Here is a 13,494-nt window from a genome sequence, read left to right on the forward strand (position 1 = left end):
TATTTTTTTACTCACTCAGTTCCGACCGGCGAAACTGTGCACCATCCCGGACAACAAGACCTCGTTTCACCAGGTCAACAAGGAGATGCACGGTCAAGGCAACCGTCAGGCCCGCCGCCTCTGCCACCTGTTGCGCCGGCGTTGCTTTCTCCGACAGCGCATCAAACACCCGCATCTCATTGCGCGACAACGACTGCACCGCGTTCTTTGCAAAGAGCATTTCGTACTGCCCATCCACATCAACCTCGCCTACCGAGGACACCAGCTGACGAATTTCATCGGCGCTGACCACCAGCTGCGCTCTGCCCTGCCGGATTCGGTCATGGCATCCTAAGGACCCCATGCTCGTGATCGGCCCCGGCACAGCCATGGTTACCTTGCCCAGCCCCTCGGCCCACGTCAGCGTATTAAGCGCACCGGATCGCCAGGCCGCTTCCACCACTACCGTTCCGGCTGATAGTGCTGCTGCCAGCCGATTCCGGGTCAAGAACCGATGCCGAGCCGGAGTTACCCCAGGCGGATACTCACTAATCAACGCACCCGTATGGGTGATTTTTTCAAACATGTGCGTATGAGCTGCCGGGTAATGCCGATCAAGTCCACACGACGCCACCACGACTGTGCGTCCCCCAGCATCCAGTGCCGTTTGATGTGCAACTGAATCAATGCCCAGCGCCCCACCGGACACGATGGTCCACTGGTGCGACACCAGACCTGAAACCAACGACCGGGTCGCGGCAGCGCCATAACTACTCGACGCGCGGGTCCCGACAACCGTCACGGACTGGGCCACCAACGAATCGAGTCGCTGGCCCCGCACCCACAACGCGTGCGGTGGCACCGCATCGTCTTGTACCGAACGAGCATGTTCACTGCTTCCCGACGCCGCGAACCCAAACGCCTGGGCAAACTCGGATCGTGGCCATTCATCGTCCTCAGGCGTGATCAACCGCCCACCAAGTTTGTCGATCGTTTCCAGATCCCGGGCAGCGGAATCCACTGTGAACCGGGACTGCGTGACTTTGAGCAACTCCCCGACCCATGCCTCCCGGTTCTTCACTCCCTGGGCGATCTCCTCCACGTCACGCCCCTGCCCCAACAGTTCTTGGAGGTGTCGATTAGGCCCCTCGATACATCGAGAGAGATACGCCCACGCCTGGTTACGCTGCATGTGCCCCCACCCCATCGAAAGCGTGCAGCTCTATGGCTCGAGCGATGTGATCCAAACCTGGTCGAGGAAGGCCTTCCAGGTCCGCTAGGGTCCAAGACACCTTGAGTGTCCTGTCCACCCCGCGTTGACTGACCTGCCCGTCGGCAAGCAAGGCTGCAAGGTAGGCCATTCCCGCTTCGTCGGCGGGGAAATCACGGCGCAAACGACGCGGGTCAATTCGGGAGTTCACCTCGCCCCACCGCGCGAACGCCCGCTCCCGAGCAGCTATTACCCGCTGTCGAATCACCTCCGACGGCTCAGCCTCCCCAGAAATCGCCGCTCCCTGCGAATGCATCGTGACCAGCACATCAATACGGTCCTTGAGCGGGCCGGACAGATTACCTAAGTACCGGCGCCGCACCACTGCGCTACACGAGCACGCCACCGGATCTTCGGCCCCGCAGCGACACGGGTTCGCAGCAAGCACCAACTGGAACCGCGCAGGAAAGACGATCTCCCGGTTCCCCCGGAGCAACCGAACTTCCCCGCCCTCCAACGGCACCCGCAAACCATCCAAGATATGGGCGGGGATCTCGCTCACCTCATCCAGGAACAACACACCGTGGTGTGCCAAGCTGACAGCGCCCGGTTTCGGTCGGCCCGATCCACCGCCGAGCAACGCCGACGCCGACACACTGTGATGTGGCGCCACGTACGGGGCCACGACCACGGGTCCCGACGTGTGGTCAGCGACCGAGTGCACCGCTGTGGCCTCAATAGTTTGTTCTTCCGTAAGGGGCTGCATGATGCCGGGCAGTCGGGCCGCGATCATGGACTTACCGGAACCCGGCGGACCGATCATCATCAGGTGATGTCCGCCGGCCGCCGCGATTTCTGCCGCCAGTTTCGCATCCTGCTGCCCAACTACATCGGCCATATCCAGCTGACGTGGTTGTGGGGTTTGGAATGCGACCGGCCGATCCAGGGGCTTGTTGCCGAGCAGCCACCCGGCAACGTCAGCGATATGGTCCGCCACCAGCACATGAGGCGAGCTCACCAACGACGCTTCCTGCTCATTTCCTGTGGGAATGACAACCGTCTCCACCCCGTGTTCCTTAGCAGCCAGCAACGCGGGCACCACCCCTGGCACCGGCTTGATACTGCCATCCAAACCGACCTCCCCGAGAAACATGATGTCGCTCGTGTTGATTCCCGCGGTTGCCGACATAACTGCTGCACAAATCGCGAGATCAAAATGGCTGCCACTTTTTCGCACATCCGCCGGAGAGAGGTTGACCACCAGCTTCGTCTTCGGCCACGGAAGATGCGCATTCATCATGGCGGTCTTTAATCGGTCTTTGGACTCGTTCGTCGCAGCGCCTGCCAATCCCACCACGTACATCCCGGGCAAGCCCGGGCCGATGTTTGCCTCGACCCCCACCACCAGTGCCCGGACGCCTTCAACGCTGACGGATAGAGTTTTAGCGAGCGCCACAATCAATCCCCTCGTAGTGGTTAACCTCGCCTTTGTCCAAGACGTATTCCAAGACATCAAACCGCACTGGCCGATAGGGTTGCCCCTCCAGCCAGGAAGCTGCCGCGCGTTTCATGCGGGCAAACTTCCGGGGAGTTACCGCCTCCGCGGCCCCAAAATCCCAGCTGCTGCGGGTTTTCACCTCAACAAAAATGATCTCCCCACCGAGCTGCACAATTAGATCGATTTCACCGCAGCTATATCGCACATTCCTGCCGACAATAATTCCACCCAATGACACGAAATAGCGCGCGGCTTCCTTCTCACCGTGGACGCCCAGTTCATTCATAGCTCCCCCTTTAATCCGGTTATGTGACTGCACTGTCCCACACCGATTAAGAACCGCCCACCGGGCACAAGAAAAAGCTGTGGATAACTGTCGTTATCCACAGCTTCACGCCACATCTAGGATTGTCTGCTTGACAGCTCCAACCAAACGAAACCTAGTCCGGAATGATCATCTCCGGCTTATCCAGCTCCTCAATGTTGACGTCCTTATAGGTGATCACGCGTACGAAACGGACAAACCGGGCAGCGCGGTACATATCCCACACCCAGCAATCGGACATGCGGACTTCGTAGTACACGTCCCCGCCGGTGGTGTGCGGGATCAACTCAACGGCGTTGGCCAAGTAGAAGCGTCGTTCCGTTTCCACAACGTAGGAAAACTGGCTGACGACATCGCGATATTCGCGGTACAGGGACAGCTCTACTTCAGACTCGTAGTTTTCCAGCTCTTCAGCGCTCACTGCGTATCCCTTTCCTTTTCCCATTCGCCATGTGCACGGGCAATATTGGCATAACTATAGCGATGAATCGGGCTGCCTCCTTGACGGCGCACCGCATCAATGTGAACCTTCGTGCCATATCCTTTGTGGGATTCAAATCCGTACCCGGGATAGTCGGCGGCGTAATCAAGCATGAGCTGGTCCCGTGAGTGCTTCGCCAGGATACTGGCGGCGGAAATGCAGCGTGCAAAGGCATCCCCACCAATGATCGGCAGTTGCGGTTGGGTAAGGCCTGGGACGGGGAAGCCGTCGATAAGCGCGTAGCTAGCGGCTATATCCAGCCCGGCGACGGCGCGGCGCATGCCGGAAATGTTGGCGTGTTGGATACCGAAGCGGTCGATCTCCTCGGCGGAGATATGGACGATATGCCAGCTCAAAGCGTGTTCTTGGATGAGGGGGAACAGCTTGGCGCGTCGGGAAGCGGTGAGCTTTTTGGAGTCGTCGAGCCCCGCCAACTGCGGGGGCAGAACCTGCGGGAGGACGCAGGCGGCAATGGTGATTGGTCCTGCGCAGGAACCACGGCCGGCCTCATCGACCCCGACGATGGGGCTGAAACCGGCCGCATGAAGAGCTGCTTCGATCACTGTTGGATGTCGTAGTCCTCAACAGCACCGATGCGGTTAAACGGGAGCACAATCGCCTGCACCTTGCCAATGATGAGGCCGCGAGGCACTGTGCCCTGGTACTGATCCCCCAGGTGGTAACGGGAATCAGCGGAGTTGGTGCGGTTGTCGCCCATCATGAAATAGTTGTTCGCCGGAACCTGGATCGGCCCGAAATAGTCGCCACCACACGCCTCAGACCCGGTCTCAGGGTTCACCGGGTAGGTCAGCGGCTGCAGCTGGTAGGACGAATCGATGACCTTGCCGTCAACCTTCACGCCCTCGTCGCCCGCCTGGCATTCCACCACCTGACCACCGGTAGCGACGATGCGTTTGACCATGTCATTGCCATCAGTCGAGGTCAGCCCCACATAAGAACCCAGCTTCTGCAACCCAGACAGCGCGCCCCCGGACTGCTTCGTGCGGAATGCGCCCTGCCACGACTCTGGAGCCTTGAACACCACCACATCACCTGGTTCGGGGTCCCCAAGCTTGTAAGCAATCTTGTCCACGTAAATACGGTCACCCGTACAGCCCGGACACCCATGCAGCGTCGGCTCCATCGACTGACTCGGAATCACATACAGCCGACCGATAAACGTCTGCACCAATGCGATGATCACAAAGGTCACAATCACAACGAGGGGGATCTCGATGTACCAGGGGGTTTCCTTCTTCTGCTTGTCAGCAGGGGCTTTCGTCATAGCCACTCAGTGTAGCGCTTTGAGTCATATGACACAGGCAATGACACAAAGCGGGCATAATTTCTCCCATCGGTACGCTAAATCTCCCTTGGTCCTAACATGAGAAAACCCCGGCCGCACCAACGTGCAAAACCGGGGTTGACCAGGTAAAACTTAACGCTTTTCCTTGATCTTGGCTGCTTTGCCGCGCAGGTTGCGCAGGTAGTACAGCTTCGCACGGCGAACATCACCGCGGGTTACAACCTCGATCTTCTCAAGGTTTGGAGAGTGTACTGGGAAGGTACGCTCAACACCGATGCCGAAGGAAATCTTGCGGATGGTGAAGGTCTCGCGGATGCCAGCGCCCTGGCGGCGGATAACAACGCCCTTGAACAGCTGGGTACGGGTCTTGTTACCTTCGATCACCTTTACGTGGACGTCGAGGGTGTCACCAGCGCGGAACGCAGGAACGTCGTCGCGCAGGGACGCTGCATCGAACTTGTCGATCTTGTTCATGAAACAAATCCTTTAAATCACCGAACAGAGGAACCTGGCGGCGGTTAGGCTCTACCGGTTCGTATTCACTACATGGTTCGCCGCTGCCATAGAAGACAGTCAACCTAAGCAGTATGCCACTTCAGGCACCTAGCGACCAAATCCAGCTTTCTTCAACGCTTCCGCCATAGAGCCAGCAGGTGCAGGCGCTTCACGACGTCCACTGCTTCCCTTCTTGTTGCCGCGCGGTTTCCGGGTGTGCTGCGGGGTTTCCTCCAGCTTCATGGTCAACGAGATTCGTTGCCGTTGTTCGTCGACCTCCAGCACACGCACCTTCACCACCTGTCCGGATCGCACCACCTCGTGGGGGTCGGAGACGTACTTGTTGGCCAGCTGGGAGACGTGGACCAGGCCGTCTTGGTGAACTCCCACATCCACGAAGGCGCCGAAGGCAGCCACGTTGGTGACAGTGCCTTCCAGGATCATTCCTGGTTTCAGGTCCGACACCTTCTCCACGCCTTCTTTGAAGGTGGCCGTTTTGAATTCGGGACGCGGGTCGCGGCCCGGTTTATCGAGCTCAGCGATGATGTCGGTCACCGTCGGGACGCCGAAGGTATCGTCGGCAAAATCGTTCGGGCTGAGCTCGGCCAACACTTTCGAGTTCCCGATGAGGTCGGCCACCGAAAGCCCGGTCGCTGCCGAAATCTTCTTCACCACCGGGTAAGCCTCCGGGTGCACGGCCGACGCATCGAGGGGATCCTTACCGCCGTTGATTCGTAGGAAGCCGGCGCACTGCTGAAATGCCTTCGGCCCCAAGCGGGGCACCTTCTTTAGCGCGGTGCGGGACGCGAAAGCGCCATGCTCATCGCGGTAGGCCACGATGTTGTCTGCGATCGTGCCGTTGATTCCAGCCACTCGGGTAAGTAGCGGTGCGGACGCAGAGTTCAGATCGACGCCGACCGCATTCACCGCGTCTTCCACCACGTTGTCCAGGGCGCGAGCCAGCGCAGTCTGGTTCACGTCGTGCTGATACTGCCCTACCCCAATCGACTTCGGATCCACCTTCACCAGCTCGGCGAGCGGGTCCTGCAGGCGACGCGCGATGGACACTGCGCCACGCAATGAGACATCCATGTCGGGGAATTCTTCTGCTGCAATCTTGGACGCCGAATACACCGAGGCACCAGCTTCGGAAACCACCACCGGGGTCGGCTTCTTGCCGCCGGCGTCGGCAATCATGGAGGCGATCTCCCCAGCGAGTTTCTCGGTTTCGCGGGAGGCGGTGCCGTTACCGATTGCCAGCAGGTCTACCCCATGGGTTGCCACCAAACCTGCTAACCTCTGCACTGCCTGTGACCATTGATTTTGTGGCTGGTGCGGGTACACGATCGTGGTGTCCAAGACTTTGCCGGTCGGGTCGACCACGGCGCATTTCACGCCGTTTCGGTAGCCAGGGTCCAGGCCGAGGGTGGCGCGCTGGCCAGCAGGCGCAGCCAGGAGAACGTCGCGCAAGTTCTTCTTGAACACTTCCAGCGCCCCTTCCTCAGCTTTATCCTTCAGGCGCATGCGGGTGTCCAGACCTGCGGAAATATACAGTTTCGTTTTCCAGCCCCAGTGCACGGCATCATTGATCCACTGGGTATCTCCCAACCCGAAACGATCCTTGATCAGGCCTTCAAAGAACGCGTCGTCGGCGTCCAAATTCAGGTGCAACACGCCTTCGGACTCGCCGCGCAGCAATGCCAGGATACGGTGCGACGGCAAGGATTCGAAGGACTCCGAAAACTCAAAGTAATCCTTGAACTTGGCGCCCTCCTGTTCTTTGCCTTCTACCACGCAGGCCTGCATGGATCCGCGCTGATACATCTCGTCGCGGACCTCGCCCACCAGGTCGGCGTCCATGGCGAAACGGTCCGCTAGGATCGCCCGCGCCCCTTCGAGTACTGCCTTGTCGTCCGCGAACCCCTCGGTGTAGAACGCAGCGAGGTCAGGTTCCTCGCCAGCCACGAGCCGATCAGTGAGCGCCTCAAGCCCTGCTTCACGGGCAATGTCCGCCTTGGTTTTGCGACGCTTCTTAAATGGCAGGTACAGGTCTTCGAGACGAGCTTTGGTGGTCACGCCGTCGATAAGCGCGCGCAGGTCGTCGGTGAGCTTGCCCTGCTCATCAATCGCCTTGAGCACCGCGGCTTTGCGGTCTTCGAGTTCGCGCAGGTAGGTGAGGCGCTCTTCGATGGTGCGCAGTTGGGTGTCATCGAGGCCGCCGGTGACTTCCTTGCGATAACGCGCGATGAACGGGACGGTGTTTCCCTCATCGAGGAGTTTCTGGACGGCTTCGACCTGGTTTTCGGAGATTCCGAGTTCGATTGCAATGACCTTGATCATTCCGGCCAGTTTAGTGCACCGCTTCACGACGCCGTTGTTAGCTCCCCATGCCCCAGCGGGTTTCACGGCGGTAGCTGGCACGCCGTGGCTGGAGCATCCTGAGGCTTCACGGGTTTTGACGATATTGCTTTGACGATGATCCCTGGATGTCAGTGGTTTTCAATAACGCCACCTGGAAACATCGTCAATCCAACATCAGCACAACCCACAGTCACCCAACCAGCAATAGGCCCCAGAGGAAACGACAAGGCTACAGCGAGCGCTGCGACAAGCCCACCCCACCCCGACACCGACCTCCAGCAACCCAAGCCATGACGATAATCCTTTGACGATGATCCCTGGATGTCAGTGGTTTTCAATAACGCCACCTGGAAACATCGTCAATTCAACATCAGCACAACCTGGAACCACCCAATTAAGCAACAGTAAAACAGTTCCCGTTAATGAAATAACTCTCAACCCCTGTTACCCATGTGTCGAACGGGATTAAATCGTAGGTGAGCTTCACTGTATAGAAAGGAAACAGGATGAGTAGCCACGGGTTTTCTCGTCGGCATTTCCTCGCCGGCAGCGCGCTAGTCACCGCTGGGGGTTTTCTCGCAGCGTGTAATTCTGGCGCCTCGTCGACCACGGAATCCTCAGCGTCTACCGAGGCCAAGGATAAGAACAAGGACAAAGACAAAGTCGACTACAAGTCGATCTCCGGCAAGCTCGTGATGCTGGCCACCGGCGGCACCATCGCCAGCCAGAAAGATGCCTCCGGAGCGTTGGTCCCCACCGTCAGTGGCGAGGAGCTACTGAAAAAGGTGTATGAGAAGTTCGATAAGGACAAGCTCTCCATCGAGGTGCGGCAGGTCAGTCAGCTAGATTCTTCGGCGATGACGCTCAAGGACACCGACGGCATCCTCAGCCAGGTCCATGACACCCTGAAGGAGGATGGGGTCACCGGCATCATCGTCTCCCACGGCACGGATTCCATGGAAGAAACCGCCATTGCAATTGACACCTTCCTGGACGCAGACCAGCCCGTGGTGCTCACAGGTTCGATGTTCCCCTTTGACGATCCTGACACCGACGGCCCTGATAACCTCACGCTGGCGGTCACTGCAGCCACGGATCCCAAAAACAAAGGCAAAGGCGCCTTTATCGCCTTCGGCGGGAAGATCCTGCGGGCCCGCGGCGCCTACAAGATGGACGCCTCCAGCAAGGATGGCTTCGATACCAATGCATCAGGCGAGATCAAGCGCCCGAAACCACTGCCACTGACGAAGCTGGATGGCACACGCGTGGACATCATCGCAGCCTACCCCGGCGCGCCCGGCGAACTGGTCATAGCCGCGATCGACTCTGGCGCGAAAGGCTTGGTCATCGAGGGTATGGGCTCTGGAAACGTAGGCGGCGACATTGCCGATGCCATCGTCGAGGTTGCCGAGAAAGGTATCCCGGTTGTGATGTCTACCCGCGTGGACAAGGGCTTGGTGGAAGGAACTTATGGCGGTGCTGGCGGTGGCGCCACACTGGCTGAGAAAGGCGTGATCGGTTCGGGTATCCTCCGCCCGGGCCAATCCCGAATCCTCGTCGTTGCTGCGCTCGCCACCGGCACCGACGTGAAAGAACTATTCCCTCAGGAATAAAGCAAGGCCCCTCCCACTCGGCTGGTATCCCCGGGCGGGAGGGGTTTGCAATAATGCATCCATGATTTCTCCTGAAGAAAGAAACCTTATCCGCGTCGTCCGCAGCCATGCGGAGCAGACGTCTAATGGAGATGCAACAACTGTGGCAGCCGGTCTACTCACAGCCTCTGGGCAGATCATCCTCGGTGTGAATGTGTACCACTTTCTCGGTGGCCCCTGCGCAGAAGTCTCTGCGCTCAGCAAACATGCAGAAATTGCTGCCGACGACCCTGTTACAACTGTCGTGGCTGTATATGGACCGGCAGGTGACGTCCTCTCGCCGTGTGGGAAGTGCCGTCAGATCCTGTTTGACCTTGATCCCAACATCAAGGCAATCGTGCGCACTCCTAATGGGTTCGTGAGCTTTGCAATTCGTAAGCTCCTTCCTCACCCATATGATTGGCGCGCAGCTGAAAACCCTCAGTGCCTATACATGTGGGAGGGGTATGAAGGCATGATCCGTTCGGGAGTAAAACAACAAACCATTCGTGTCGATGACCCGTTTGTACCAGGCCCTGCCACGATTGTGTTTGAAAAAAGTGACGGCTCGGTGGTGGAACTTGCGGCCACAGTAAGCAGTTCCCGCACGATCTTAAGACACGAGCTGACCGACGAGATAGCTCGCGCCGATGGGTTTATGAATCTCAAGGAACTCAACGCTGCCCTCGATATTCATTATCCGGAATTAGAAGAAAATTCGGAGGTCGACGTCGTAAGTTTCGAGTTGGGCCCGATGCGCTAACATTAATAACTTTTCCGCCGAGAGCGGAATCCCGCATCTGCCGAAGCAAACCGGCCCACAATGGGGCGTATGGAAAAGCGGAATTGGGCGGGCTATCGTGCAGCGCCTCGCAGCTGACGGTTACCATGTGACCTTCACCTGGCATAGCAATGAATCTGCAGCTCCCACGGCGATTCAAGCGGACCTTAGTACTATCAAAGGAATGGATCAGTTTCTTGACCAAGTGAAGGGCAACAGTTTCGATGTTGTAGTTAACAACGCCACTACAGTTACTGAGATTTCCCCGATAACAACCACATCCCTGGAGTCTTGGCAGGAAAACTTCGCGATCGGCGTCACCGCCCCTTTCATGCTCATTAAGGAGCTTGGGCCTCTGATGCCATCGGGCGCCTCGAACATCAATATCTCTTCGCTCAACACACTCATGCCCCAACCCGGTATTGCTGGATACTGCGCGGCGAAAGCAGCTTTGGAATCTCTCACTCAGGTAGCAGCAAGGGAGTTACTGTCAATGCGCTAAGACCTGGCCCCACTGACACGCCGGGCAACCATGCTGTTAACCCAGATCCCGCGGTCCGGGAACAGATCGCAGCCAGGATCCCAATGGGACGTTATGGCCAGCCGGAGGATGTGGCCAATGTGGTGTCGTTCCTTGCGAGCGCTGCTGCCCGTTGGGTTACGGGCCAGGTACTTTCCGTATCCGGCGGACTTTAAGCCACCAGCGAAAGTTGTGGCGTATCTGGCGCCATTGCGCGCTTCAGTAACTGGTCTAATTCCATACCCAGGGCGTGAAGTATCCCCCGGATAACCTCGGAAGAGCCTTCTTTTTCACCTAGCTCTAGATCTGACAGATGCGATGGAGAAATCGCAGCCTTGCGCGCTACCTCCTGCAAGGTTCGGCCTTGGGTCCTTCCGTTCCTCCCGCAGAGCTTTGCCGATCCGCTTCCGCAACAAATCATCACCCATTAGGACAATCCTCCAACAGATCCGGCCTACGCTCCCTGGTCCGCGCCAAAGACTGCTCGCGGCGCCACTCGTCCACTAGTTTGTGATTCCCAGACAGCAGCACTTCGGGTACTTCTAGCCCGCGCCATACCCGTGGTTTGGTGTAGGACGGGCCTTCCAGGAGCCCGTCGGAGAACGAGTCTTCTTCGTGCGAGGATGCGTTGCCGAGCACGCCGGGTATTAGTCGGGTGATTGCCTCCGCCATGACGAGCACGGCGACTTCCCCACCGATGAGGACGTAGTCGCCGATGGAGACTTCTTCGACGCGGTACCGATTGGCGGCGTCGTCGACTACGCGCTGGTCAATGCCCTCGTAGCGTCCGCAGGCGAACACGATGTGTTCTTCGTTGGACCAGCGTCGCGCCATTTCTTGCGTAAAAGGCCGGCCGGCGGGTGTGGGCACGATGAGCAGGGGTTTGTCCCCGGTTTCGCCGGCGTAGCCCGCAAAGTTGCGGCCGGTGAGGTCGTCATGCCGAGGCTTGTCGACGTGCGGAGCAGCGGACTCCAGTTCAGTACCAGTAACCCCGGCAGCGACGTCGTCAAGTGCTGGCCCCCACACAGTCGGTTTCATGACCATGCCCGGGCCGCCGCCGTATGGGGTGTCGTCGACGGATTTATGCACGTCCGTGGTCCAATCCCGCAGGTTGTGCACGCCAACGGTCAGGATGCCTTTTTCAATCGCCTTGCCAAGCAGCGCGTGCCGCAGTGGCTCCAGGTATTCGGGGAAGATGGTGATGACGTCGAGGCGCATTACAGATCCAGCAGCCCTTCCGGTGGCGTAACGGTAAGGGTGCCAGCCTCCAGATCAACTTCTGGCACGATCGATTCGACGAACGGGATCAGCACATCACCCATTTCGAGCAGCGATTGTGCCGGGCCGTGAGTCACTCCGGTGATCTCGCCGATGTCGGTGCCGTCGTGAATTACCCGCAGCCCGATCAGTTCGTGGTCGTAGAAACCTTCGTCATCGTCGTCGATAAGCGGCTCGGCCCAGAACTTGGTGCCCCGGAGGGAGTCGGCGGCGGTGCGGTCAGGAACTTCCGCGAACTTAATCAACAATCGGCCTTGGTGGACACGCACCGCGTCGATGGTGAGCGTATGCTCCTTCTTCCCCTGCTTGCCGCGAAGGACCTCGCCCAGGGCGTAGCGGATGTCAGGGTCATCAGTGGTTGATTCGACCACGACCTCGCCGCGGATGCCGTGCGACTTGACCACTCGACCAATCATCAATTCCATGCGGTTAGTGTACAGCAGCACCGAAGCTGTGTATTGGAGCTAACACCCCACCTAGCACTCACGCCACGGAAGTAACACGAAAGAACCAGCGCACCTGGGAGTATAAGCGCGATTTGGCTTAACTTAAAACAATTATTCCGATTTCACTGTTAGCACGCTCACAGTCGGTTTATACTATGCCCCAACACACATTCGATTAGTTGGGGACGATATGAACCATGTTTAAGTTCCTTGTGAAGAAGACAGCCGGTTGGGTGGCGATGATCGTTATCGCTGTCAACCTGACCTATTTCCTCGCCAACGCCTTCCTCGACCCACGAAGTAATTACGAGGGACGCCGCCCGCCTATCCCTGAGGAGCGCGTCGATGCAATTCTGGATCCGTTGAACCTCAACGACAAGCAGCCTATTTTCCAGCGCTGGTGGAACTGGATCACCGACATCGTCCTCCATTGGAATTGGGGCGCCTCGCCGATCGGCGATTCGGTGAACGACCAGATTTCCTACCGCATTTGGGTGTCCGCTCAGCTTTTGTTGCTTGCCACCATTATTTCTGTGGTCCTTGGCGTGGGTATCGGCGTGTACACCGCTTCCCGCCAGTACAAGACGGGCGACCGTATCTTCCAGACGCTGTCTATCCTTACCATGAACATCCACATCGTCGTTGCGTCGATCGGTGTGGTCTGGGCAGCGATTGAGATTAACAAAGCAGCTGGCACCAACATTTTCTTCGTCACCGGAGCAAGTTCCACGGGTGTCACCGGGTTCTTCCCACGACTGATCGATACCGCTCAGCACCTCGTCCTTCCGACAATATCCCTCGTCATCATCTCCTATGCGGGATACCACTTCATGCAGCGTTCGATCTTGCTGGACAACATCGACGCCGATTACGTCCGCACCGCCCGTGCGAAGGGGCTCACGCGGCAGCAGGCGATCCGTCGTCACGCGCTGCGTACCTCGATCATCCCGGTTGCTACCTCGGTTGCCTTTTCCATCCCTGGCATTTTCACCGGCGCGATCATGACCGAAGCCATCTTCGGGTGGCAAGGCATGGGCCAATATTTCATCCAGACGATCACGAAGAATGACATTCACGGGACGGTCGCTTTCGCGGCGTTCGGCGCGCTCATGACCGCCGTCGGCGCCCTGCTATCTGACATCTTCGTTGTCATCCTCGACCCCCGCGTGCGCGTGAACTAGGA

General features: G+C 58.3%; 16 protein-coding genes. 5 read left to right on the forward strand and 11 right to left on the reverse strand.

Annotated features, from left to right (window positions below; all coding sequences use genetic code 11):
- Positions 1-7: 7 nt before the first annotated feature.
- From dprA to HW450_RS02095, 8 genes are all read right to left on the reverse strand, one after another.
- Positions 8-1,171: a DNA-processing protein DprA gene (dprA, locus tag HW450_RS02060; protein WP_182386378.1), complete on the reverse strand. Its 1,164-nt coding sequence runs from the start codon at positions 1,169-1,171 to the stop codon at positions 8-10.
- Entirely contained in the window at positions 1,161-2,645 is a 1,485-nt protein-coding gene (locus HW450_RS02065; protein WP_182386379.1) for a YifB family Mg chelatase-like AAA ATPase, read from the reverse strand. The genes dprA and HW450_RS02065 overlap by 11 nt, the downstream gene beginning before the upstream one ends.
- The gene (locus HW450_RS02070) at positions 2,632-2,973 is read right to left on the reverse strand and encodes a YraN family protein (RefSeq protein WP_182386380.1); all 342 of its coding nucleotides are present in this window, start codon (positions 2,971-2,973) and stop codon (positions 2,632-2,634) included. The genes HW450_RS02065 and HW450_RS02070 overlap by 14 nt, the downstream gene beginning before the upstream one ends.
- A 154-nt stretch (positions 2,974-3,127) precedes the next feature.
- Positions 3,128-3,433 (reverse strand): DUF2469 domain-containing protein, encoded by a 306-nt coding sequence (locus HW450_RS02075; protein ID WP_182386381.1) that lies wholly within the window; start codon positions 3,431-3,433, stop codon positions 3,128-3,130.
- Positions 3,430-4,056 carry a ribonuclease HII gene (locus HW450_RS02080; protein WP_182386382.1) on the reverse strand — a complete coding sequence of 209 codons (627 nt, stop codon included), beginning with the start codon at positions 4,054-4,056 and terminating at the stop codon, positions 3,430-3,432. The genes HW450_RS02075 and HW450_RS02080 overlap by 4 nt, the downstream gene beginning before the upstream one ends.
- A complete protein-coding gene (lepB, locus tag HW450_RS02085; RefSeq protein ID WP_182386383.1) occupies positions 4,053-4,778 on the reverse strand; it encodes a signal peptidase I in 726 nt (241 codons plus the stop codon). The genes HW450_RS02080 and lepB overlap by 4 nt, the downstream gene beginning before the upstream one ends.
- A 153-nt stretch (positions 4,779-4,931) precedes the next feature.
- The gene (gene rplS / locus HW450_RS02090) at positions 4,932-5,273 is read right to left on the reverse strand and encodes a 50S ribosomal protein L19 (RefSeq protein ID WP_182386384.1); all 342 of its coding nucleotides are present in this window, start codon (positions 5,271-5,273) and stop codon (positions 4,932-4,934) included.
- Positions 5,274-5,402: 129 nt separating this feature from the next.
- A complete protein-coding gene (locus tag HW450_RS02095) occupies positions 5,403-7,634 on the reverse strand; it encodes a Tex family protein (RefSeq protein WP_407926263.1) in 2,232 nt (743 codons plus the stop codon).
- 527 nt (positions 7,635-8,161) lie between these two features.
- Between HW450_RS02095 and HW450_RS02100 the strand changes: the two genes are divergently transcribed.
- The 4 genes from HW450_RS02100 (at position 8,162) to HW450_RS13205 (ending at position 10,763) form a co-directional block, all read left to right on the forward strand.
- Entirely contained in the window at positions 8,162-9,268 is a 1,107-nt protein-coding gene (locus tag HW450_RS02100) for an asparaginase (protein ID WP_182386385.1), read from the forward strand.
- A gap of 61 nt (positions 9,269-9,329) precedes the next feature.
- Positions 9,330-10,049: an ASCH domain-containing protein gene (locus HW450_RS02105; protein ID WP_182386386.1), complete on the forward strand. Its 720-nt coding sequence runs from the start codon at positions 9,330-9,332 to the stop codon at positions 10,047-10,049.
- Positions 10,050-10,131: 82 nt separating this feature from the next.
- Positions 10,132-10,569, forward strand: a complete 438-nt coding sequence (locus tag HW450_RS02110) for an SDR family NAD(P)-dependent oxidoreductase (RefSeq protein ID WP_407926288.1) — start codon at positions 10,132-10,134, stop codon at positions 10,567-10,569.
- Between the two features lie 83 nt (positions 10,570-10,652).
- Positions 10,653-10,763 carry an SDR family oxidoreductase gene (locus HW450_RS13205; RefSeq protein WP_407926264.1) on the forward strand — a complete coding sequence of 37 codons (111 nt, stop codon included), beginning with the start codon at positions 10,653-10,655 and terminating at the stop codon, positions 10,761-10,763.
- Here HW450_RS13205 and HW450_RS13210 read toward each other — a convergent pair.
- Genes HW450_RS13210 through rimM form a run of 3 tightly spaced genes read right to left on the reverse strand, consistent with a single transcriptional unit; the run spans position 10,760 to position 12,290 of the window.
- Entirely contained in the window at positions 10,760-11,008 is a 249-nt protein-coding gene (locus tag HW450_RS13210; protein WP_407926289.1) for a helix-turn-helix domain-containing protein, read from the reverse strand. The genes HW450_RS13205 and HW450_RS13210 overlap by 4 nt on opposite strands.
- A complete protein-coding gene (trmD, locus tag HW450_RS02125; RefSeq protein ID WP_182386389.1) occupies positions 11,008-11,805 on the reverse strand; it encodes a tRNA (guanosine(37)-N1)-methyltransferase TrmD in 798 nt (265 codons plus the stop codon). The genes HW450_RS13210 and trmD overlap by 1 nt, the downstream gene beginning before the upstream one ends.
- Positions 11,805-12,290: a ribosome maturation factor RimM gene (gene rimM / locus HW450_RS02130; RefSeq protein WP_182386390.1), complete on the reverse strand. Its 486-nt coding sequence runs from the start codon at positions 12,288-12,290 to the stop codon at positions 11,805-11,807. Before rimM ends, trmD begins: the two co-directional genes overlap by 1 nt.
- Positions 12,291-12,508: 218 nt before the next feature.
- On the opposite strand from rimM, the gene HW450_RS02135 reads away from it, so the two are divergent.
- The gene (locus HW450_RS02135) at positions 12,509-13,492 is read left to right on the forward strand and encodes an ABC transporter permease (protein ID WP_182386391.1); all 984 of its coding nucleotides are present in this window, start codon (positions 12,509-12,511) and stop codon (positions 13,490-13,492) included.
- Positions 13,493-13,494 lie beyond the last annotated feature (2 nt).

This window comes from Corynebacterium hindlerae (genome assembly GCF_014117265.1).
In the GTDB taxonomy this organism is placed as follows: domain Bacteria; phylum Actinomycetota; class Actinomycetes; order Mycobacteriales; family Mycobacteriaceae; genus Corynebacterium; species Corynebacterium hindlerae.

Bases quoted from the DNA above. Each gene is read 5' to 3' on its own strand.
- dprA (WP_182386378.1), bottom strand. From the start codon at position 1,171: ATGCAGCGTAACCAGGCGTGGGCGTATCTCTCTCGATGTATCGAGGGG.
- HW450_RS02070 (WP_182386380.1), bottom strand. From the start codon at position 2,973: ATGAATGAACTGGGCGTCCACGGTGAGAAGGAAGCCGCGCGCTATTTC.
- lepB (WP_182386383.1), bottom strand. From the start codon at position 4,778: ATGACGAAAGCCCCTGCTGACAAGCAGAAGAAGGAAACCCCCTGGTAC.
- rplS (WP_182386384.1), bottom strand. From the start codon at position 5,273: ATGAACAAGATCGACAAGTTCGATGCAGCGTCCCTGCGCGACGACGTT.
- HW450_RS02095 (WP_407926263.1), bottom strand. From the start codon at position 7,634: ATGATCAAGGTCATTGCAATCGAACTCGGAATCTCCGAAAACCAGGTC.
- HW450_RS02100 (WP_182386385.1), top strand. From the start codon at position 8,162: ATGAGTAGCCACGGGTTTTCTCGTCGGCATTTCCTCGCCGGCAGCGCG.
- HW450_RS02105 (WP_182386386.1), top strand. From the start codon at position 9,330: ATGATTTCTCCTGAAGAAAGAAACCTTATCCGCGTCGTCCGCAGCCAT.
- HW450_RS13205 (WP_407926264.1), top strand. From the start codon at position 10,653: ATGGGACGTTATGGCCAGCCGGAGGATGTGGCCAATGTGGTGTCGTTC.
- HW450_RS13210 (WP_407926289.1), bottom strand. From the start codon at position 11,008: ATGATTTGTTGCGGAAGCGGATCGGCAAAGCTCTGCGGGAGGAACGGA.
- trmD (WP_182386389.1), bottom strand. From the start codon at position 11,805: ATGCGCCTCGACGTCATCACCATCTTCCCCGAATACCTGGAGCCACTG.
- rimM (WP_182386390.1), bottom strand. From the start codon at position 12,290: ATGGAATTGATGATTGGTCGAGTGGTCAAGTCGCACGGCATCCGCGGC.
- HW450_RS02135 (WP_182386391.1), top strand. From the start codon at position 12,509: ATGTTTAAGTTCCTTGTGAAGAAGACAGCCGGTTGGGTGGCGATGATC.